Annotated in this window: 20 protein-coding genes; 4 read left to right on the plus strand and 16 right to left on the minus strand. The window is 50.3% G+C overall.

Going from position 1 to position 22334, the window contains the following annotated elements; translation table 11 throughout:
* The first annotated feature begins 36 nt into the window (after window positions 1-36).
* Complete coding sequence (locus BN1044_RS01320) at window positions 37-1479, plus strand: protein adenylyltransferase SelO (protein ID WP_072307231.1); 1443 nt, start codon at window positions 37-39, stop codon at window positions 1477-1479.
* 486 nt (window positions 1480-1965) lie between these two features.
* Here BN1044_RS01320 and BN1044_RS01325 read toward each other — a convergent pair whose 3' ends face one another.
* From BN1044_RS01325 to BN1044_RS01370, 10 genes are all read right to left on the minus strand, one after another.
* The gene (locus tag BN1044_RS01325) at window positions 1966-2787 is read right to left on the minus strand and encodes a heme ABC transporter ATP-binding protein (protein WP_072307232.1); all 822 of its coding nucleotides are present in this window, start codon (window positions 2785-2787) and stop codon (window positions 1966-1968) included.
* Window positions 2780-3781 carry a FecCD family ABC transporter permease gene (locus tag BN1044_RS01330; RefSeq protein ID WP_072307233.1) on the minus strand — a complete coding sequence of 334 codons (1002 nt, stop codon included), beginning with the start codon at window positions 3779-3781 and terminating at the stop codon, window positions 2780-2782. The genes BN1044_RS01325 and BN1044_RS01330 overlap by 8 nt, the downstream gene beginning before the upstream one ends.
* On the minus strand, window positions 3778-4617 hold the full coding sequence (locus BN1044_RS01335; RefSeq protein ID WP_072307234.1) for a heme/hemin ABC transporter substrate-binding protein: 840 nt from the start codon (window positions 4615-4617) through the stop codon (window positions 3778-3780). Before BN1044_RS01335 ends, BN1044_RS01330 begins: the two co-directional genes overlap by 4 nt.
* Window positions 4614-5651 carry a hemin-degrading factor gene (locus BN1044_RS01340; RefSeq protein WP_072307235.1) on the minus strand — a complete coding sequence of 346 codons (1038 nt, stop codon included), beginning with the start codon at window positions 5649-5651 and terminating at the stop codon, window positions 4614-4616. The genes BN1044_RS01335 and BN1044_RS01340 overlap by 4 nt, the downstream gene beginning before the upstream one ends.
* 109 nt (window positions 5652-5760) lie before the next feature.
* A complete protein-coding gene (locus BN1044_RS01345; protein WP_072307236.1) occupies window positions 5761-7878 on the minus strand; it encodes a TonB-dependent hemoglobin/transferrin/lactoferrin family receptor in 2118 nt (705 codons plus the stop codon).
* 114 nt (window positions 7879-7992) lie between these two features.
* Window positions 7993-8196, minus strand: a complete 204-nt coding sequence (gene hemP / locus BN1044_RS01350) for a hemin uptake protein HemP (RefSeq protein ID WP_072307237.1) — start codon at window positions 8194-8196, stop codon at window positions 7993-7995.
* 113 nt (window positions 8197-8309) lie between these two features.
* Window positions 8310-8927, minus strand: coding sequence for an SDR family oxidoreductase (locus BN1044_RS01355; RefSeq protein ID WP_072307238.1), 618 nt, complete (start codon window positions 8925-8927; stop codon window positions 8310-8312).
* A complete protein-coding gene (gene hutX, locus BN1044_RS01360; protein ID WP_072307239.1) occupies window positions 8924-9448 on the minus strand; it encodes a heme utilization cystosolic carrier protein HutX in 525 nt (174 codons plus the stop codon). The genes BN1044_RS01355 and hutX overlap by 4 nt, the downstream gene beginning before the upstream one ends.
* Window positions 9445-10782, minus strand: a complete 1338-nt coding sequence (gene hutW, locus BN1044_RS01365) for a heme anaerobic degradation radical SAM methyltransferase ChuW/HutW (protein ID WP_072307240.1) — start codon at window positions 10780-10782, stop codon at window positions 9445-9447. The genes hutX and hutW overlap by 4 nt, the downstream gene beginning before the upstream one ends.
* Window positions 10783-10959: 177 nt before the next feature.
* Entirely contained in the window at window positions 10960-12006 is a 1047-nt protein-coding gene (locus BN1044_RS01370) for a 3-deoxy-7-phosphoheptulonate synthase (RefSeq protein ID WP_072307241.1), read from the minus strand.
* Window positions 12007-12410: 404 nt separating this feature from the next.
* On the opposite strand from BN1044_RS01370, the gene BN1044_RS01375 reads away from it, so the two are divergent.
* The 3 genes from BN1044_RS01375 to pnuC are packed head-to-tail and all read left to right on the plus strand — an operon-like array spanning window position 12411 to window position 14607.
* Complete coding sequence (locus BN1044_RS01375) at window positions 12411-13112, plus strand: Crp/Fnr family transcriptional regulator (RefSeq protein ID WP_072307242.1); 702 nt, start codon at window positions 12411-12413, stop codon at window positions 13110-13112.
* Window positions 13113-13135: 23 nt separating this feature from the next.
* Window positions 13136-13888 (plus strand): nucleoside phosphorylase, encoded by a 753-nt coding sequence (locus tag BN1044_RS01380; RefSeq protein WP_072307243.1) that lies wholly within the window; start codon window positions 13136-13138, stop codon window positions 13886-13888.
* On the plus strand, window positions 13888-14607 hold the full coding sequence (gene pnuC / locus BN1044_RS01385) for a nicotinamide riboside transporter PnuC (RefSeq protein ID WP_072307244.1): 720 nt from the start codon (window positions 13888-13890) through the stop codon (window positions 14605-14607). The genes BN1044_RS01380 and pnuC overlap by 1 nt, the downstream gene beginning before the upstream one ends.
* A 91-nt stretch (window positions 14608-14698) precedes the next feature.
* Here pnuC and BN1044_RS01390 read toward each other — a convergent pair whose 3' ends face one another.
* The 6 genes from BN1044_RS01390 to BN1044_RS01415 form a co-directional block, all read right to left on the minus strand.
* Window positions 14699-15148 carry an NADAR family protein gene (locus BN1044_RS01390; RefSeq protein ID WP_072307245.1) on the minus strand — a complete coding sequence of 150 codons (450 nt, stop codon included), beginning with the start codon at window positions 15146-15148 and terminating at the stop codon, window positions 14699-14701.
* Window positions 15145-15480, minus strand: a complete 336-nt coding sequence (locus BN1044_RS01395; protein WP_072307246.1) for a hypothetical protein — start codon at window positions 15478-15480, stop codon at window positions 15145-15147. Before BN1044_RS01395 ends, BN1044_RS01390 begins: the two co-directional genes overlap by 4 nt.
* 268 nt (window positions 15481-15748) lie before the next feature.
* Window positions 15749-16285, minus strand: coding sequence for an SMI1/KNR4 family protein (locus BN1044_RS01400; RefSeq protein ID WP_072307247.1), 537 nt, complete (start codon window positions 16283-16285; stop codon window positions 15749-15751).
* On the minus strand, window positions 16282-20193 hold the full coding sequence (locus BN1044_RS01405; protein WP_072307248.1) for an RHS repeat-associated core domain-containing protein: 3912 nt from the start codon (window positions 20191-20193) through the stop codon (window positions 16282-16284). Before BN1044_RS01405 ends, BN1044_RS01400 begins: the two co-directional genes overlap by 4 nt.
* A gap of 67 nt (window positions 20194-20260) precedes the next feature.
* Window positions 20261-21403 (minus strand): hypothetical protein, encoded by a 1143-nt coding sequence (locus BN1044_RS01410; protein ID WP_072307249.1) that lies wholly within the window; start codon window positions 21401-21403, stop codon window positions 20261-20263.
* 4 nt (window positions 21404-21407) lie between these two features.
* Complete coding sequence (locus BN1044_RS01415) at window positions 21408-22157, minus strand: DUF4123 domain-containing protein (protein ID WP_072307250.1); 750 nt, start codon at window positions 22155-22157, stop codon at window positions 21408-21410.
* Window positions 22158-22334: the final 177 nt, after the last annotated feature.

Here is a 22334-nt window from a genome sequence, read left to right on the forward strand (position 1 = left end):
ACACTGTAATCAAATGCGGTGAAAACAAGAGGGCACATGACTCAGTTTATTAATAGCTACCACGATGAGCTTGCGGGTTTTTATACCGAGCTAAAGCCAACGCCGCTTAAAGATGCGCGCCTGCTGTATTACAGCCAGCCGTTAGCCGATGATTTAGGCCTGAGCCCTGATTTTTTTACCGGTGAATCCGCCGCCGTTTTGCGCGGCGAGGCGCTATTACCGGGAATGAATCCTATCGCTCAGGTTTACAGTGGGCACCAATTTGGCGTTTGGGCGGGGCAGTTGGGCGATGGTCGCGGTATTTTGCTCGGCGAACAACAGCTACCCGACGGGCGCAAATATGACTGGCATCTCAAAGGTGCGGGTCTAACGCCTTATTCAAGAATGGGTGATGGCCGCGCGGTATTGCGATCGGTGATCCGCGAATTCCTTGCTTCCGAAGCACTGCACCATCTCGGCATTCCGACGACCAGAGCGCTAAGTATAGTCACCAGCCAGCAGCCAGTTTTCCGCGAACAGCCAGAGCGCGGTGCCATGCTGATGCGCATCGCGGAAAGCCACCTGCGTTTTGGCCATTTCGAGCACTTCTATTATCGCGAACAACCTGATGAAGTACGAAAACTGGCGGATTACGCGATTCGTCATCATTGGCCGCATCTGGTGGATGAAAAAGATCGCTATGCACTTTGGCTACGCGATATCGCCGAGCGAACGGCGCGGCTGATTGCGCTGTGGCAAGCGCAAGGGTTTGCGCACGGGGTGATGAATACCGACAACATGTCTATTCTGGGGCTGACCATTGATTTTGGCCCCTATGCTTTCCTCGATGATTACCACCCCGGTTTTATCTGTAACCACTCGGATTATCAGGGGCGCTATGCGTTTGATAACCAGCCTGCGGTGGCCTATTGGAATCTGCATCGCCTAGGTCAGGCGCTTTCTGGCCTGATGACTGCCGAACAAATTCGTGGCGCGCTTGATGCCTATGAGCCCGCGCTGATGGTGGCTTTTGGCGAGCAAATGCGTAACAAGCTGGGTTTCTTTAGCCGAGACAATCAAGATAACGATCTGTTGACCGAACTTCTCAGCCTGATGGCTAAAGAAGGGCGGGATTATACGCGCACATTCCGCCAGCTAAGCCACGTAGAAGTGGCCGAAAACCAAATGGCCCTGCGCGATGATTTTCTCGATCGTGACGCCTTTGATGCATGGCACCGCAAGTGGCGCTTACGTTTGCAACAGGACAGCGTGGACGACGCAACGCGCCAGACACAGATGAAATCGGTGAACCCTAAACGGATCTTACGCAACTATTTGGCACAGAACGCGATTGAAGCCGCGGAAAAGGATGACATTAGCGTGCTCACCCGTCTGCATCAGGGGCTGTTAAATCCATATGAAGACGATGCTGCGTTTGATGATTTAAGCGCGCTGCCGCCGGAATGGGGTAAGACGTTGGAGATATCGTGTTCGAGTTAGGGGGATAGGATTAAAATTTCGAGCACATAACGATATGATCATTTAGTGTAAGGTTTCGTTCGCCTGCTATCAGTTATATTTCCATGTAATCGCTGAGGTCGGCGACCGAGTCGGGTGAGCCAGCGCGCTCACCCGACACCCGCGCGCTTTTACTGAGTTGTTTGGCCGAACGGTCTCGGAGCGTACATCCTGTACGCCCTTAACCTGCCACCAGCATCCCTGCTGGCGGCTCTAAAATGCATTTCATTTAACTTTAAACGTTTAAGTCTTGGTAAGGAGAGCCACCGGTACAGGGATGTACCGGTGGAGTTTGGGGCGCCCTGGATGGGCGATACCAAACCGGAGCGGAAATGGCGTCTCGGATAAAAGCGCGCGAGTGCAGAGACCACGCGCTGGTGGTCTCTGCCCGTACGTCTTCATAAATTTAACAGGATAACGCGATATGGCCAGACGTACGGAATTTTACCCGAAAGTCTTAAGAGCTATTTACCGTCGTAAAAACACCTGCGGTTCCCCACACTCTGGATGCGGCATAACGCCCAAATCAGCATGATACCAACGGGTTAGCGTTTCACCGTTTAACACTTCCTGTGGTGTGCCTTGTGCCACCAGTTGGCCTTGATGCAGCAGCAGAATTCTATCGGCATACAGCGCGGCCAAATTCAAATCGTGCAGAATACAACAAACGCCAAGTGGTTCGCTGCGGGTAAGCGACTTCAGCAATCTTAGCGTTTGCTGTTGATGATAGAGATCGAGCGCCGAGGTAGGTTCATCTAGGAATAGCCAACGCGGTTGCGGCTCGGGCTGCCAAAGCTGGGCCAATACTCGGGCAAGTTGAACGCGCTGCTGTTCGCCGCCGGAAAGGGCGCGATAATCACGGTCGGCGAGTACATCGCAACCGGTTTGCGCCATCACGTGTTCAACCGCACGCTGATTGTGCCCGCCTTCGCGTCCTTGGTTTGGATAGGGGGAACGTCCCATCGCAACCACTTCGCGTACGCTAAACGCAAAAGCAAGATCGCTATGCTGACGCATAACGGCACGGGTGCGCGCTAACTGGCGCGGGCTCCATTCTACCAACGGCTGACCCTGTAATTCACAGTGGCCTTCGCTCGGTGGCAAGAAGCCGGTCAGCAAGCGCATCAGCGTCGATTTGCCCGCACCGTTAGGGCCGATAATCGCCACCATCTCACCGCTGTGTAAAGCGAGTGAAATCTGTTTGATCAAACGACGCTGACTCAGATGATAGCTGATGCTATGCGCCTGCAACGCTGCGGGGGTAAGACAGATTTCAGATTGCTTATCCAACGCTAAACTCCTTTTGACGTAGAATCAGCCATAAAAAGTAAGGGCCGCCGATCAAGCTGGTCAGCATGCCAACGGGCATTTCTGCGGGTGATACCAGCGTACGAGCCAGCGTATCTGCGGTTAATAATAAACAGGCGCCGCCCAATGCCGAGCAGGGAAGCAGCCAGCGGTGGTCGGCACCTAAACGCATGCGTACCAAGTGGGGGATCACCAAACCGATAAAGCCAATCACGCCGCTGACCGCCACGGCTGCGCCCACTAAGACCGCGCTCAGTAGCAGAAGCTGACGCTTGGTTTTAGGCACGTTAATCCCTAAATAGTGAGCTTCTTCATCACCAAGCTGTAAAAGATTCAAACGGCGCGCCATCAGCAGGGCGGCAAGGCTGGCAGGCAAGATCAACGAGGCTGCCGCGAGCAGTGTTCCCCATTGCGCTTGTCCTAAACTGCCCATGCTCCAGAGGGAGAACTGGCGCAGCTGCTGGTCATTACTGACATAGCTGAGAACACCCACCAAGGCGAAGCACAGCGCGTTAATGGCGATACCGGCTAACAGTAAGCGAGACAGCGAACCGTGTCCGCCACGGCTGAGGCCGTAAATGAGTAGGGAGATAAACAGGCTGCCGCCAAAGGCCGCTAGCATATGGCTATACAGTGCCAGCGTAGGCGCTAGCGTCATCGGCATCACAATCACTAGGGCAACGCACAGTGATGCGCCGCTGCTGATGCCTAATAAGGTTGGATCGGCGAGCGGATTGCGAAACAGGCCTTGCATGATGGCACCGGACACCGCCAGCGCAATGCCGACTACCGTGGCGAGTAAAACGCGCGGCAGACGAATATTCAGCCAAACCTGCCACATCGCATCATCTAGCGGTGTTTCCCACAGAGTATGAAATGAAAGGCGTAGAGCGCCTAAGTTGGCAGAGCCTAAACCCAGCGCCAGCAACAGGACGATGAGTACGCTGAATGCAATGCGTGGCGATACTTTTGTCATCTTTGTGCTCGCTCCGCCGCTTCACGCAGCGCCGCTAATGCCGCCGGTGTCTCTAAGCTAAATCCTAGCAGGGCCATATCGTCAACCACCAAAAGCTGTTTGTTTTTAGCCGCAGGGGTCAATGCCATACCGGGTAACGCCCAAACTTTATCCACGGTGCCCAAGGTTTTGAAACCATCACGGGTGATCAGAACGAGATCTGGCGCACTGGCCACGACGCCTTCTTGCGACAGCGGGCGGTAGCGAGAGAAACCTTGCATGGCATTTTGCGCGCCGCTGGCCTTGATGATCGCATCGGCGGCGGTGTCTTGACCGGCTGCCATTGGGGTCATGCCGCCGTGGCTAAGGATAAACAGCACCTTAGTTTTGAGCGGGGTACGAGGAACGGCGGCCAGCTGTTGCTCATACTTTTGCGTGACCGCTGCGCCTTGCTTTTCTAGATTAAGCGCGCTGGCGACCTGCTGAATTTTATGCGGTACGTTATCGAGTGAAGCTTCGCCGCTGACGGGAACCACTTTCACACCCACATCTGCGATTTGACGCAAAACAAGAGACGGTTCAGCCAGCTCGCTGGCTAACACCATGGTTGGTTTTAAGGAAAGAATGCCTTCAGCGTTGAGTTGGCGCATATAGCCAACGTCAGGCAGATTTTTGGCAGCGGGAAGGGTACTTGTTGTATCTCGTGCAACCAGACGGTCGCCTGCGCCCAGCGCATAAACAATTTCAGTGACGTCACCACCGACGCTAACGATGCGGTCGGCTGCGACGGCGTTCAGAGAGAATACAACCATCAGCGGTGCAGAAAGCACCGCCGCAAAGCGGCGGGCTAATGTCATGCGGCAACTCCATTTAGACGTGGCAGGCCATTAATCTGGGTGCGCCACTGTTCTTGTTCTGGCTGGCCTTCGGTACGTTGGCCGAACAGCTGTGCGATCTGGGTGCCATCTTCAGCAAACAGTTCCAGACTGGTGACAAAACCGTCTTTTGTTGGTTTACGGGTGATCCAGCTTTCTGCAATCGCAGTTTCGATTAAGTGCAGTGTGAAGCGGGCGTTAAAGATATTGATCCATTCGTGATGTGGAACCACGCGTTCGATTTGGCCGGTGAAAATCTGTACACAGCCACGGTTGCCCACGAAAACCATAATCTCGTTTTGGTCTGCTTTGGCAGTGTTCAGCAAGTGGGTCAGCGCGCTGTTATCCACGCGATATGCGAGATCGTCACCGACGGCGGCAAAGGCCTGCTGGCGAGATAGGTTGTGGCGGCCTAGCAGCTGGAAGAATTGGTGAACGTCGGTCATAGCGCGCCATTCAGCGTCGATAACCTGATTATCCACGTTGCTATTTTTGGCTTCGGAGGACGCTGGAGCGATCGCTAACGCAGGGTTTTCGTCGCTGACAAAACGGCCAATCAGATCGTTCCAAGCAGCAATGTCGGTGTTCGGCGTGGTATAGACTTTATGCAGCGCATCGCCCTGAGCATCAAAGAACTGGATGCAGTGGCGCTCGCCGTTGCGGCTCTCTTCGGTTAGCGTGAAGGCGCTGGTCCAATGCTGCAAGAATAAGCGCAGATCGATGCTGCCCGGATTGAGGATCAAGCCCGCATGGCCGTGCAGGTGTTGGTTTTCGTAGCGACCCAGTTGTTCGTGAACGGCATATTCGTTACGCGTAATGGCTTTAACTTCGCCCACGGCTTCAAGCGCCGCCAGCAAAGTGCGAGCATCGGCATGTAAACGACGTGCGTCATGGCCCACGCGGGCATGGGTTAATTCAGCCTCGCTCACGTTCAGGATAGCGGCCAGATCGCGGGCATATTTTCCACTGTTCTGCTCTTTGGCAGTCAGGTATTGCTCATAGAGTGCAGGTTTCATCTTGTCTTCCTTTATAGGGTGCTTAAATCAATCAAACGGGTTGTGCCTGTTTTATATGTGCTAAACCTCCCCCTTATTGGGGGAGGTTTTTATCGTTGCGATGCGTTCATTACCACTGATAGCTGACCAGTACCTTGCCGTTGATACCGTCCTGAATAACGCCCTGCGACGAGTAATATTCTTTGTCGAAGGCGTTACCCAGCACGACGCTGGTGGTCATGCCGTTGAACGAATCCTTACCTTTGTAGCTGACGTAGAAATCATTCACGCCGTAGCCAGCCTGCGGTGCGGTACCAGTGTTAACCTGATTGTTACGATCGGCGAAGGTGCCGACCCAGCCCACAGAGAAACCGGTATTGCTGATAGGTACATTCAGCTGGCTGGTGACGGTGTCTGGGTTGATGTTGTCGAGCCATTCGCCGGTTTTCTGATCTTTACCGCGAGTACGGTTGTAGGCCAGATTCCAACCGAACCAATCGGTTTGGTATTCCAAGGCGGCATCCCAGCCCCAGATTTTGGCGCGATCGATGTTGGTTGACGTGGTGCTGCAGTCGATACAACCAAATCCACCGTTGACGAAGCCCATATCCATGGTGACTTGCGTTTTGATGTAGTCTTTGGCTTTGGTGCCGAAGTAGCTGGACTTGAATTTCAGGGAGTCATTCGCCATCAGCACGTCATCAAAGCGCAGACCAAAACCAACTTCCTGAGTTTCATTGGTTTCTGGCTTCAGATTCGGATTTGGCTTCCAGTAGTTCGCCATGCCTGGGCCCATCTGGAAGTGCAGGGAGTCGTTATACATCTCGCCCATGGTTGGGGCGCGGAACGCTTGCGCATAGCTACCAAACACCATCAGCCAATCAGTCGGATTAATGGTCATGGCCGCACGGGATGACCATTTATCCGCGTTGACGTCGTCATAACCGTCGCTGCTGCCTTTGTAGTTGTCGTAACGGGTACCGGCAACGATATCAACAGGCAGATCGCGCAGGGTAATTTCATCCTGCAACCAACCAGAGGCAAATTTGATGTCAGCCTGTGGGAAACCGGTGGTTGCGCCGCCCGGGGTTTGTTTCTGCTTGTAGGCTTCGGTGCCGTAAGTCAGCAGGTGAGACGCAAAACTGTCAGCAAATAAACGGCTACGGTTTTCTAATTTTGCACCGTTGGTGGTTTGCTTACGTTTCTCATAAGACGTGCCGGTTGGGCTGGCGTTGATTTTGACTTCAGAGGTATAGCCGGTCAGCTTGGCATCAAGCCAATCTTGCCCAACCGGTTTTAAGCTGTAGCTCGCCTGCGCATCACGCTGAATGGTGGAGCGGTCGGTCATCACGTTACCGGTGCCCGCGTCTTCAGTCTGCGGGTTTTTAGGTTCGCGTGCGGCGTTGTTGTAGTAACGCAGATCGCCAGACAATGACTGGTTTTCATCGATGGTCCACGTGCCTTTGGTCAGCACGTTGCTGAGGGTTTCATCGTTAGGAGAGTCAAAACCGTTGCTCATGCGCAGATTGCCGCGATCGCGGGTACTGAATGAGATGATGCCGTCTAAATCATCGGTTTTACCGTAGGCGCTGGCGCCCATGCCTAGACTGTGATCCTGTGTGCCAGCGGTGCCAAACACGCGGTAACCGGTGGTTTTGCCCGGCATCAGCAGGTCTGCCGCATCAACGGTTTCATAAGAGATCACGCCGCCCAATGCGCCGCTGCCATACAGCATTGCTCCTGGGCCACGCACCACCTCAACGCGTTTGATCAACGCCGGATCGAGGAACGTGCCGTTTAGGTGACCGGTGTCAGTACCTTGGCGTACACCATCAACCAGAACCAAAACGCCACGACGATCGTAGCCGCGCATGCTGATGTCTTGTCCGTTTGCACGGCTACCACCGGAAATAGTTACGCCTGGGATATGGCGCAGCATGTCGGGTGCAGAGCTGGCGGTCAGGGTTTCAGGATCGTTGTTTTCGAGAACGGATACCATCATTGGCGCTTCGAAGCTGTCGCGTTCGTTACCCGTGGCGGTGACCGTCATCGTGTTTTGCTGTTTGCTGTCTTTGCCACCGGCCGGGGTATTCCCCGTGTAGGCAATTTCTTGCGATGTCGATCCTGAAGTTGTCTCAACCAAGGCTTCAGCATGCGCAAAGAGCGGTAGGGCGCAAGCAACAGCAATGCTTAAGCGAGAAGGGCTAAAGGTTGAACGAGCCAGCCTGGCGCGGGTAGAACAAGACATGGGGCAACACTCCGTATGTACGAAAACATAGCATCAGGGTTGCTGGCTGCCTTGCCTCAATGAGGCTGGGTGGCTGGCAAAGTTAATGTTTAAATTAAATGAATGATGTACTGATTATTTGGTCAGGATCAGCTTGCCTGATTTTGTTTGGCGCAGTTGGTACTGTTCACCTTGATGCTGAATAATGACTTTTCCTTCATCACCTAGGAGTGTGTGGCTATCGATGATTGCCGCAGCCGAGGTAAAAAACGTGGGGCTTTGGTGGGTCGATAAACTCAACAGGTCAACAGATTGAGGATCAATATTCGGCTTTTCCATGTGCGCTCTTTCTTACAAGAAGTAAGTAAATGTTAATTGTTATCACAATGAGAATCATTATCATGAAATGTGCATGGCACGGCAAGATAATTTTTCAAAAAATGTGAACCTTTTTACGCTTTAAGCATCGGGTCAACCAGCGCGAAGGTTTTCCCGTATGAATTATCGTTGTCGATGAGTTTTTGAATTATCAGAGCCACATCGGCGCGGCGAATTAAACCGTGGGCTTCGCCTTGAATACACTGCGCATTTCCGGTTGAGTCACCGTTGAAAAGTCCACCCGGGCGTAAAATACAGTGACGAAGTTGGCTGGTTTGCAGCCAGCTTTCCGCCAGTGATTTCTCACGCACGGCTTGACCAAAGGCTTTTTTAGCTCGTTCTGACAGCGTCGGCCAGCTGTCACCACAGCCGATAGAGGTGACCAAAATCATATGCGTAAGGCCACAATGTTCAGCGGTGTCGATGATCAGGCGGTTGCCTTGATAGTCACCTTCGCGGCCGCCAAGGGTTGAAACAACGCGGGCATGTTCACCGGCTAAACGACAAACCTGTTCTACCTTTTCTACATTGAGGGCATCACCCTCAACAACCTGCACACCTTTATCGCGCAATATCTGCGCTTGCTCGGGATTTCTCACCAGTGCAAAAAGCGGGCGTTTCTCACGCAGACCCAATGTGACTAATTCCGCCCCAACGCCGCTGCCGGCACCGAAAATCAACCAAGGTGTCATGCGGTAGTCTCCTGTTGAGCCGTCATTTTGCTGGGTAACGCGCGGAAAGCGGTTAACTGATCGGCAAGCAACACGCGATGGCTATCACGGCCGACAAAAATTTTCATCATCGCCAGACCGGCGGCGTTGATGAACCAAACGGAAGCGGTATCCATGCCCATAAATTGACGTTCAACCAGCGCAATATGCACGCAGTGAGTGGCGCGAATATGACCACTCAGGCCTTTTTTGCCTCGCAGATTGAAGAAGCCGTGACGGTGCGTTCCGCTCGGTAATTCACCATGAAATTCAAGGATTAGGTCATCGTTATTCACCAGCGTAGTCACATCACCCCACTGGGTAATATCATCCCAGACCGTATCAAACTGTGCGCCATCAAAAACCTGCGCGGTGGGAATTAAACGGATAACGTCCAGAGGCGTTACGTCATAGCGCTTGGCGATATCTTCGACCGTGCCATCTGGGTTAGTGCTCAGAAAAGCGATCAGGTCGTGCTGCTGGGCGGAAGAGGTATGGCTCATGGTGTTGGCTCCAGTTGAATAGAGTGAGTGGATTGAGTTTCTAACAGTTGTGGCACGAGCGTTTGTAGCGCCTGCATGATATTGCTCGCCCAAAAACGGCCAGCCGGTGTGAGGCGAAAACGAGAACCGTTGACGGTCATCAGCCCGCATGTTTGCCACTGTTGCAACAACGGCTCCAGCGGAGCAGGGTTGGCAAGAACGCGAGACAGATCGAAATATCCCACTTCGATACCGCCCTGTAAGGTGAGGCGCCAGCGATACTGATCGCTGCGCGAGGTCATCATCATGATCGGCTTGCGGCCTTCATCCAATTTTTGATAATAGCGCTCAAGGCTCCGTTCCATCATGTATGACTGACCGTCTAAGTTGCCGCCTGCGCAGCTGCCAAAGGCTAAGCAGTCAGCGCCTTGTTTGATCAGCAGGTTATACAGGTTGCGCTCACGCGTGGTGCGAGCCCAATGACTGTTGCTGAGCTGGCGCCAGCCTTCGTCGGCGAGAAATGCTTCGCCGGTTAGATAAAAGTCTCTGCGCTGGGTAACATCCGGCAGGGTGACGCGTTTGTTCTCGACCGCTTTGCCGAGCGGGGTGGACGGTAAAAGATTAAGGGCGTAGAGATCGACACCGTCTAAAGGTAAATCGCTGACGATATCGAGGTCGGTTTGCCAATCCTGCATGGTTTGGTCGGGTAAACCAAACATCAAATCACAGACCACGGCGGCACGATCGCGTTCGGCCAACTGGCGCATGAACGCTACGGCTTCTTCGCCGGTTGCGCGACGGCCCATACGCTGACGGATCCGCGTATTAAAGGTTTGGATCCCGATCGAGAAACGGTTAGCCCCCGCTTCAAGACAGGCATCAACGCGCTCATCGTCAAAATTAAGAATGCGGCCTTCAACCGTAATTTCGCAGTCTGGCGATAGCGGTAGCAGACGTTTTAACGTGCTGATAATTCGATGTAGTTGAACGGCAGATAACGCGGTCGGCGTTCCTCCGCCAAAATAAACGGCGTGAATTGGCGATGATTGATGTAGTGGGCTAGATGCTTCCATCTCGATCTCGCGAACCAAATAGTCGCAGTACTCTTCCGTTGCTTCTACTTCAAGTTTGTTTTGATAAAAGCCGCAGAATTTGCAGTGCGTAGCGCAAAATGGGATGTGCAGATAGAGCAGGCGTTTGTTGCCGCTAACGCGATGGTTAAGAATGTTTTGCCAGTGTTGGTCAACGCTTTCTGCAGCGACTGGCTTTTGGTTTCGCCACGGCATAGTTGCCCATCGGTCACGGAAAGGGATGCCTTCTTCCGCGGCGAAATAGGGCGCTAGATCCAAATTCATGCGCAAATTTCCTTGGTGACTTTTTGATAAAGGCCAACATTAAATGATAATAATAATCATTTAATCAATAAGAAAATTACGTTTGGATGATCTGAATCAAAACGAAATGATAATTAATACAAATAAATGGCTAAAAAAAAGCCGACTCGAAGGTCGGCATTTTATGTCGGTATAAGACTACAATCGGGCGCTTACCGCATCAGCCAGTAGCTCAAGCAGGGTTTCGGTATCCTTCCAGCTTAGGCACGGATCGGTAATCGATTGGCCGTAGGTTAACGCTTGTCCCGGAATATTTTTCTGCGTGCCTTCAACCAAGAAGCTTTCGGCCATGATGCCGACTATCGCATTGGAACCATCGCGAATTTGTTGCCCAACATTGGCCGCAACATCCAACTGGCGACGATGCATTTTCTGGCAGTTACCGTGGCTAAAGTCGATAACCAGATGCTCAGGCAAATCAAATTCACGCAAGCTGTCGCAGGCGTTAGCGATATCGTCGGCATGGTAGTTTGGTGTTTTCCCACCGCGCATGATGATGTGACCGTACGGATTGCCGCTGGTTTGGTAAATCGTCATCTGCCCATGTTTATCAGGTGATAGGAACATGTGGCTAGAACGCGCTGCGCGGATGGCATCGATCGCGATGCGTGTATTGCCATCGGTGCCGTTTTTAAAGCCTACCGGACAGGAAAGCGCTGAAGCCATTTCACGATGGATTTGGCTTTCCGTGGTGCGTGCCCCGATAGCGCCCCAACTGATGAGATCGGCGATATATTGACCGGTCACCATATCTAAAAACTCGGTTGCGGTTGGCACGCCCAATTCGTTCACTTTCAACAAAAGTTCACGCGCTAAGCGAATGCCGTGGTTAACCCGATATGAACCATTGAGATCGGGATCGGAGATCAGTCCTTTCCAACCAATAACGGTGCGCGGTTTTTCAAAGTAGGTGCGCATGACAATTTCCAAGCGGTTCTGGTATTTGTCGCGCATAGCGGCTAGGCGCTGAGCATAGTCAACAGCAGCATTAGTATCATGGATAGAGCAGGGACCAACGATAACCAACAGGCGTTTATCATCACCACTCAGAATTCTTTCGATTCGCTTACGTGACGCTGTCACGTTTTCTGCAACCGTCGATCCAACAGGCAGTTGTTGCGCCAGTTCTTCAGGCGTAACAAGGGTGTCGATGCGCGCGGTTCGCAATTCATCGGTCTTGTGCATAACCATCTCTAAATCTGTTCTTCGCTACGGCAGGAGTACCGGGAAGTGATGACGATCACAATAAAGCAATTGACGGACAAATCAAGAGTGCGCTGCTCATTTTATATACAAACAGCGTACTTTTTTACTAGTACATGTGTACAGGGTGATTTAGATCGAGTTTGAGCGTCGATTTTATCGACAAAACCCTGCCGCAATGTCTTGCTGAAAGTGTGACTTCTTCGGTGGTTATGGCTCAGATAACCGCGTTTTTTTGTCATCAACCTGAATTTTGGTGCGCTGGGGATAAATGTCCAACAAGGTATTCTATTATTAGAGGCTGTTGGCAGTTTACGGTGCAATAAGTGACGGCTTCAGGACATGTGTCCTGTCTTTAGTCAACCAGAGGAAATATAGTTATCACCATGAAAACCGAGAATAAAAACAATCAGTGGCTGAGCGTTATTGAGCTGGTGACAAGCGACCAAACGCTTTACTCGCTGCTGAAATATTGCCCTCTGGAAATTTTGCGCTGCTGGCAATTAAGCCAATTTTCTGCGGGTGAGTTGGTTTGTCGACAAGGGGATATTTGCGGAGAGTTTCATCTGATCGTGCAGGGGGAGGTCGATGTATTCACCACCGCTGATGATGGGCGCAAATACTCACAGGCTCGGTATAACAAAGGCGATATGTTGGGCGAATTAGAAATATTTGAGCAACGTCCTTATATCTGTTCGGTAGAAGCGATAGGTAATGTGACGTTGCTAACGCTGACTCGAGAAGAGTTTTGTTGCTGGCTGACACTGGATAACTATTTTAATCAAAAAATCTTGCAGTTATTTAGTCGTCAATATTATCAGCTATCTAAAAAGGCCGGTGAAGATACGCTTTATTCGTTACATCAACGTATTTGTTTAGATTTACTACAACGGTTCCAACACCAGGGATCCGATAGCAGCAAATGGATGTTATTTAATAAACAACAGCTGAGCGAACGATTTGCGGTTGCACCACGCAGCATCAACCGTATTTTGTTTGAACTCCGCGAAAAAAATATTATCGCGATTAACGGTGAGCAGCTTCAGATTATCGATCCTCAACGCTTACTAAAACAGTCAGAGCAATAACGAGTGATTCATAGGGATATATTATGACTCAGCGGCAACCTCATATTCAGTTAAGCCAAAGTATGACGCAGGCACGTTATGCATTATTGCCTGGAGATCCAAAGCGCGTAGAACACGCAGCGCATTTTCTTGAAAATGTAGAGGAATTAGGCTGTCATCGAGAATACCGCGCATTGCGGGGTTGGTTTCGAGGTGTGGAAGTGCTGGTGATGTCAACCGGCATGGGGGGACCTTCGACGGCGATTGCGGTTGAAGAACTCAACCAAATCGGTGTGACAAATTTAATTCGCATCGGAAGCTGCGGCGCGATGCAGGACCACATGCGTCTTGGTGATTTGGTTATCGCCCACGCAGCGGTACGCGATGAAGGCACCAGTAATGCCTATGTTAAACCCGCGTATCCCGCCTGCGCAGATGTGAGCTTGGTTAGTACGCTGGCTCAGCAGGCCAAGCGGTTGGAATATACTGCCCACTGCGGCTATGTTCGTAGTCATGATAGTTTTTATACCGATCATGAGCAGGAAATAGACCATTATTGGTCAAATAAAGGTATCTTAGCCGCTGATATGGAAACCGCGGCGCTGATGGTTGTTGGCGCACTGCGCCATATGCGAACGGCATCGATCCTGAATGTGGTTGTCGAACACAATGCCTGTCTTACTGAAGGGATTAATGACTACCAGCAACAAGAAAAATCAGCACAGCAGGGTGAGTCTCGTGAGATCCTACTTGCGTTAGAAACTGTGTATCAAGATAGTCTCGAAGGGAGGCAATAATGGATTTTTTTAGTATCACAAATGTGATGGTTAATATCCCGCTGGGCGAGGGTGGCTATGCGCTCTCATGGATTGAAGCCATCGGTACCATATTCGGTTTGCTATGCATCTGGTTTGCTAGTAAAGAAAAAATCATTAACTACTTATTTGGGTTAATTAACGTTACGTTATTTGCCGCAATCTTTTTCCAAATTCAGCTATACGCAAGCTTATTGCTTCAAGTTTTCTTCTTTGCCGCCAATCTCTATGGCTGGTATGCATGGAGCCGTCAGACCGAGGCTAATGAAGCCGCATTAAAAATACGCTGGCTGCCACGCAATAAAGCCATAACGCTGGCGTTAGTGTGCATCGTAGCTATTGCATTGATGACGTTCTTTATCGATCCGGTATTTGCGGTACTCACTCGCATTGCAATAAGCCTGATGCAATTCTTAGGTCTTTCCGTTGTGATGCCAGAACTCCAGCCGGATGCATTCCCGCTGTGGGATTCTGCGATGCTGATCCTCTCTATAGCCGCAATGGTATTGATGACGCGGAAATACGTTGAGAACTGGTTATTGTGGGTGCTCATTGACGTGATTAGCGTAGTGATTTACGCCATCCAAGGCGTCTACGCGATGTCGTTGGAATATATTCTACTGACTGCTATCGCCATCATGGGCTCAGTGGCTTGGATTAAGAGCGCTAAAGCACATGGCTCTTCGCCATTGAGTTCTTAGACGATTAAATTGAATTGATTAAAGTTTATCTTAGTGAAAAGGCTCTATAGGGATAGGGCCTTTTTTGTTTTCTATATGATGTAATCTGTTTTTATTTTATCAATTGTATTTTAAGTAGTTCTCTTGTTTCCATTAAAATTAGCCCAAGCATGTTTTTTCCTGAGCCGTCGCCTCCGTCCGCCCAGTAAGAGTCGTTTGATGTATGCTCTACTAAATGAGCATCATTTGTTGCTAATAATAATTGTCCTATTTCTTTGTTTTGACTGAATTTGTTAAAAACAGCAACACGCATGACATCATCTTTGATGCTTTCCCAGTCATCACGAAGTTTATTTCTCCTATCTCGCCCTGTTTTAGCCGCCTCCATGGGAGACTGTGTTTGTAGAATCGACAATTTTACAGTTTGATCTAGGAATTTAGCTGCTTGAAAATAATGTTCAACAGTTGGCCAAAAAACATCACCTAAAGAAAATCCATAAGGAGCGAAATTAGAAAGATAGCCGTAACTATCATTGTTTCGATAAAATTTTATCAGGCTCATATAATTCTTGGTACTCCAGGTTTTCGATCGTCAATAGATTCACCTATGATAATAAGATTTAGGCATTTATCTAATTTATTTCCAATTTCTTTGAGGAAAATGCTATCTACACGTTCTGCCTCTGCCTTAATTGAAATTGACGAAGATACTATTTCTTGTAGTATCTCTTTATCAATAAATCTATCATTTTTCAAAACTCTCGTACTTTCTTCTAAAAAGAAAACTAATTGTTCAAGCGCAAATTTCTCTATTTTTCTTTCAAGAATAAGAGGATATATAGCATCAGTTGTCTTTTGCTTGAGATGCATTGATAGTTCATTTTTCTCGTTCATTTATTTACCTATAACTGCTGAGTGTGGAATGCTTAGATGTATTGTTACTTCTTGGGCCCAAATTGATCTGTGGTACGCTAGTCCGTCAATACCAGTTGCTTGTGCTGCACTAAGTCTCATCTATTTGTTACCAATCTACTGAAAAGTAACGGATGGGATGGCTATCCGTTGTCTCGAGTTTTATCTTTATGACGAAAGATGGAAATCGGATTAAATTAAAAAATTTACTTTCATTCAGCTAGATTGATATTGGTAATCTGTGAATCCACTAATTTTTTGTAGACGGTTTTTCTAATAACTCTTTAAACATAGCAACTGAACCATTGAAACCTGTTTCATTATCATCATGTTCTTCCGGTTCGAGGTGCGTAATAAATTCATTAATATCATTTTCTAATAGATAGAAACACTCAGATTCATATAATGCCTCATGCCACCAATAGAATATCTTTCCGCTATTTATTTCAAAGCATATAAAATCCCCCCAGTCGCATTCAGCTATAGGAATATAACCAGGTGGGATGTCAGCAGGCAAGTGATTTACGATGTAATTAATTCCATAATTATCTTGTGTAAGCCCGAAAAGGAATATTATGCTTACATACCCATTGCTAATTATAGGTATTTCAATCTTGGTTTTTATTCTTGCTCCATTTCTAAAAAATATCCCGCCATCATATCGACTTAGTAACTCTAGGTAATCATTTGGAAAGTATTGCTCAGCGCTGCTTGATTTTTTGCATTGATATATTTCCTTGCCTGATTTAGCATAAGGGGATAATAACTCAAAACTATATGTATTCATTTTCTTCCTCGTCTCATATCTGAAGCAGAACCAATGTGGGGGATGTTACTATGAAGTTTTGTTGGGATGAATTGAATTATTTCATTGGTGTAATGGTGAGGTGTTATGCCATGTTCCTTTAGCCATTCACGAACTTCTTTTTTACTCTTAAATCCAACTCTTTTTTGCATTTCCTCATAAATAATACCAAAATCCTTATCACTTCCATTTAATATATCTATACCGACCTCTAATTCAGCCTCAGACCACTCTGAAAAATCAGGCCGCCCATCTTTAAAGGGAATTGGTTTTCCTCCTGTTACTTCATTCACTTCCGGTAAATCAGAGTACCAGTCGCCATTCCCTGGTTCGCCCTCCCAGTGACCGTTGCTTCTTGGCAATCGTGTCTTAGGCTCAGGACTTCGATCTCCAGTGGTGGTCGTATCTGAGCCGGGCATTCCTTTCAGCCCCAGAGGATCTAACCAGTTAACAGGGTTGGCATCTACATACAAATACGGATTCAACCCACCGGCTAACCCAACCGGATCCTGCGTCAAATACCGCTTCATGGTGGGGTCGTAATAGCGGTTTAGATTGTAAAAGAGCCCGGTTTCCCTGTCGTGATACTGTCCGGCAAAGCGTAGGGGATTGTCAATGCCGGCGCCGTTGTTGGCCTCGGTTTTTATGCTGCCGAAGGCGAGGTAACTGCTTTTCCACACCGCTTGCCCGTGGGCGTCGGTGAGGCAGTGAGGTGTGCCGAGGTGGTCGTTTTGGTACCAGTAGATTTCAGGCTTGGGTTTCACCGGCAGCGTGCGGTCGGTGTGGCGGTGTTCTTGGTAATAATCGTATTCAAAGCTGTGATGACGGGTCATCGCCAGCGGTTCGAAGCTGTTGGGGCGATAAATATAGTTGTGGTAGTTTTCGCGGTCGCCTTCCATTTGCGCGGCTAATCGATGGCCGCGCCAGATGAACAGGGTGGTGACGTTGTTAACGGTTTTACTTAGGCGTCGATTGAACGCGTCGTAGGTGTAGCGGGCGACGGTGCCATCGGGCATTTCAGCTTTGACTAATCGATGCTGACAGTCGTAGTGAAAGCGCTTAACCAGCACCAGCCCCGCGTGGTTTTCCACGCTTTCGCTGATGAGATTACCAAAACGGTCATACTCGAAACGTTTGCCGCTGTAGTGGGCCAAGCGGTTGCCCGGTGCCACATTTTGCGCATCGGTACGAAACGCGCCATACACGGGGTTTCCTGCCGCATCCCAGCGGAAAGTTTCTGCGTTGTAGGCGTTGGGCTCGCCGTTGGGGGCGTCAACCGCGCTGAGTCGGTTTAGCGAGTCATACCGGTATTGCCGTGCTTCGTTTCCCGCCGTTTCTTGCAGATTGCCCTGCGAAGCGTAGCGATAACGCTGTTCCCAAAGGGCGACGTTAGGCTGTTCGCCGCGGTAGATTTTATGCAGATTGCGCTGCCCGCGCGGGCTGTAGCCATAGCGGTTGATCAGGCCGTTACCTTGATGGTATTCGCTCAGGCGCTGCTGTGGGTTATAGCGGAAATTCGCCAACGGTTGCTGGTTGAGGGTGATCTCCGCCAGCTGTTGATTCTGATAGTGATATTCCAACCACTGAAAATCGGGCAACTGGGTGCCAACCAGCCTGCCGCACGCATCATAACGATAGCGCTGTGTGTGACCGTTCTGATGCTCGGCGCTGAGTCGGCCAACGGTGTCATATTCGTAATACAGCAGCGTAGCGCCTTCTTCTACGCTGACTAACTGGCCTTGCGGGTTGTATTGATAGGTGACCGTATGCCCATCGGGCAAGGTTTTGAGCAACAATCGCCCTTTGGGATCGCGCTGGTAGGCTGTGATTAGCGGCGGTTCGTTATGCTGATTGCCGAACTCTTGCTTTTCAATCAGATGGCCGTTGGCATCGTGCTGATAGGTGGTTTTAAGGTTATCAAACCCAATTTCTTCGCACAGCCTGCCGTCGGCGTCGTAGCGCAGCTGGTAATGCTCGCCTTTGGCATTGACGATCTCGCTGACCTGCAAGTGCACGTTGTCGTAACGGTAGGCAAGGGTATCGCCGTTCGGCAGGATTTTGCGAGTGAGCAGATGCAGCGGAGCGGCGTATTCATAACGCGTTTCTTGGCCTTGCTCATCGATAAAGCGCGTGACTTTGCCATAGGCGTTATATTCATAGCGCTGTGGTTTTTCATCGTCCTGCTGACAGAACACCATTCTGCCGAGCGCATCGTATTGATAGCGGGTGACTGCGCCTACATCGCTACGGATCGTTTCTGGATGGCTATTGAGGCCGGAGTAGGTGTACGCACGTTGGCTGCCCGAATGCGATTCAGCCACCCTGCGCCCCAGCGCGTCATAGCCGTATTGCTGAGTTTGTCCGTCAGGCTCAGTGACGGTGGCCACTTTACCTTGCGAGTAATAGGTGAAGGTTGTGATGAGACCGCTGGGGTCGGTGGCTTTCAGCACGTCGCCTTGTGGGTTGCGTTCATAGCGCCAGACCTGCTGATGCGGCGACGCACCGCGCCTCTCTTCGAATAAATGACCCGCTAGCCAGCGGTATTGGGTCATGACTTGGCCGGGTTCCGCCTTGGTCACCAGTTGGCCGTTATCGTTATAGAAATAGCGCGTGACCTGACCCAAACCATCGGTGTAACCGACGCACAGCCCAGTGTCATTGTATTGCCAGCGCTGCTCGATACCGCCCGCGCTTTTGCTGTATATCAGACGAGCGTCGTCGTTATGCTGATATACCTGCTGGCTGCCGTCCATGCGCGTCACGGTGACCTGCTGTTGCTCGGGATCCCAGCGGTAGCGGTTGTCGAGCTGACCGAAATTACCAAACTGGCGTATGCAACGCAGATGGTTATCTACCTGCGACCATTCCCAGTTAAACTCAGCGCTACCGGCGAGCTGACGCTGGGTAATGACATGATCGTCGCGGTAGCGATAGTGTTCTCGTTCGCCTAAGGCATTGGTGGCGGCAATGAGTTCGCCTGCGGAATTGTACTCATAGCGCATCAAGGTGCGGAACGTGTTCCAAACTTGCTGAAGCCGATCTCTTTGCTGTAGGTGGACGGCGGAGATATGCGTTGCCGTTGGTGATGAGTATTCGAAACTGAGGCGTACTTGCGCGGTATCAGACAGCGAAATCAGCCGATTTTGTTGATCGTAGAACAGGGTTAAGGTGTTGCCATAGGCATCGCTGATGCCGATAAGTTTGGCGCGGTCGCCTTCGCGATAAAACTGATACTGGCCTTGTCCGTTAGCGAAGGTCAGGGTGTAGCCGTTGGCGATGATATTGCCATTCAATCTGGCGACGGAAAGCGTCGCTGCACCGGCAACGTTGACGACTAACGGGGCATCAGGATGAGGCAATGGGAAAGTGGTGGTACGATGCTCATCGTCGTGCCAAATGACTTTTTCACCTTCAAAGGTGAGTGAATGAGAGAGGCTATGACGCCAGCCAAAGCCTAAATCATGGGCGCTGTTTGCCGCACTGCTGCGATAGCAACGCTGCCAGGTAAAGGGTAGCCAGCCGGGAAGCGTGCCATCGGCGAGCGTTAATAACTCTTCGCCGCTCATCATGGAAACCGGATCGCCATCGGTGGTGGTATCTCCGCTACTCTGTGAGCGATGACCGTCAGGCCCGATGCCGCCGTCACCGCCGAGCGGAACTTTCTCTTCGATCTCGATTTGATGGGTGCTGGCGTAATCACGATTCAGCGACACGTTGTTTAAACGCTCAGGGCTTTTTACATTGTGCCCGGTTGCTTTTAAGTGACTGGCCGTACTGAGTTTTTTTATCTCATCGAGATGTTTGCTTTCTTCAACGGCCTGTTTCATCACCTTCAGCAGATCTTTGACATCTTTCATGACCTTGCCGCCGGCATTAATTCCTTTTGCCACGTGAAGTTCCTTCTTATTACTTCGTTTTAATCGTAAATGTTGATGTAATTATTTGAGAGTACTGGCGCTAAGCGATGACGCCGCTGGCGGTATCGAGCACATCCAATAGCAGGGTGGCTAATCCGCCGGGCAGGGCCAAATACAACGCACTCATAACCAGCATTTGGCCAAAGGCCTCGCCAAGCGCATTGGTGATTTGTTGCGGTGTTAACAGTGATATATAGCAATAGAGGGTATTGACGAGGATATAGAGCATTATTTCGTCGCTCAGCAAAGTGAGCGTATCGGCGATCTCTTTACCACCGGCGTCAAACTTAGCCTTGAACTGTGCAAGACCCTCTGCAGAGAAATATTCTCCAAGCTCGGTGAGATTACATTCACTTACCCAGCCCCAGACCTTTTTCAGCGTGTCATACAGGGTTTTTAGCTGGCCGAAGATGCCTGTGATGACGTGATTCATCACTTCAACGCTATCAATTTCCCCGTCATTTTTGGCAAATTTGGCCCATTCAGCTTGCAATGAGGTTGTCCACTGCGTTGTTAGCCATGTAATGCCTTTATCAACAAAGCCCTGATAGGCAGTGACCAGTGAGCTTCGTAGGCTATCCGGGATGTCAGGGGATACGGCTAAAACGTAGTAATAGCCTGCTTCGCAGGCTGGAATGGTGACGGTTGCTTTGCCTTGCTCGTCAAATTGACCAGAGCTGATGACGTCACCGCCCTGTAGATTGGCGTTGTGCCAGTCGGTAAAACCCGTGGTGGATACATCTTGAATTAAGGCTCCACGAAGTCGGAAGGGGGTAATCGTATCGTTCGCGTTGTAAGTGCCTTTATGTTTGAAGAGTTTGAAGGGCGAATTGGGGATAGGGATAAATTTGACCGATTCGAATGCGTGCGTGAGGGTAATGGTTTTTTCCACGTCCTTAGAGCATTGGGTAAAGAGCGGTAGGCCTTTGCTGTCTACGCTACCAGTGGCTAAAGTCATATCACCAGACTTAACCTGCTGATCCATATTCAGCAGGCTGCCCCAAAAACGATCTTGGTTATTGGCGATATAGCTTTGAACCGTCTGGCCCATATCAGCCATAACTTTGAGATAGTTAGCCTCAGCGGCAGCGATTATTTTAGCCGGGTCAGGTTTATACATTTTACAGGCGGCCGTGGAAGCCCATGGGTATACATCACAGGATGCCTCAAAATCATCTGACATCGTTTTATCCTTTTTCCAATTCAGTGATGATACGTTGCATAAAATCAGCCCGTTGGCGACGCTCGGGTGTGAGCAGTTGATTCAAACGCTGGCGCAGCACCGGTTCAGCCCAACGCGCATAAATTGCGGGATGTTCTTCGCGCAGCATTTGCAGAAGATTGTTGATCTGGGGCTCGGGGTTTTTGGCTGCCATCTTGTCAATCAGCTCTGGCGGAATATGCCACCAAGGAGAGATGGGGATATCGGTGTCACTGTCGATTGAACAGGAAAAAGTGTTTCCATCGACCCAGTAGTCTGAAAATACGGGGAGAACGGTATGCCATTTATCACCGATGAATTCGAGATGTTGCTTAAAATAGCGACCGTCCCAGTAGCGGAAAAACACGGCTTGCCCATTGGGCATTAACACCTGTGTTAATCCTGCAAGATGCTGGGTAATCACGGACTCGGTCAGTGGGGAGCGAGCCAACCAACCCCACGCAGGTGTGGCATGCTTTTCTACCCAGGTTAAAAAGGGGCTGTAGGGCGACAGCTCAACCAGCATTGGCATAACCGGATACCAGTTGGCATAAGGCGTGTTGGCATAAAGACCCTGCGGCGTGCGTTTTCCATCCAGCGCGTAATAGGCCTTGAGAGCACCACCACCATTGGTGCTGGCCAAAACGGCGTAGAGTCGAGAGCCGCTGGCTTCGGTGTTTTTTATCCAACGTGAAACGTTAACCACGTTATTTGCGGATGAATGCTCAGTGCTCATTTACCAGCAGCCTCCTGGCTTTAACATGTCATCAATAGAAGGCGAATTATTGCCAGAACCGCCTAATCCACCGCCGGACCCAGAATTGCCAGAGCTACTAAAGCAGCCATTAGGGCCAGAGCTATGCCCATCCCCTGCGGAATTGTTGCCTGCGCCGTCGTTATCACTTCCACTGTT

This window comes from Hafnia alvei (assembly GCF_900095695.1).
In the GTDB taxonomy this organism is placed as follows: Bacteria; Pseudomonadota; Gammaproteobacteria; order Enterobacterales; family Enterobacteriaceae; genus Hafnia; species Hafnia alvei_B.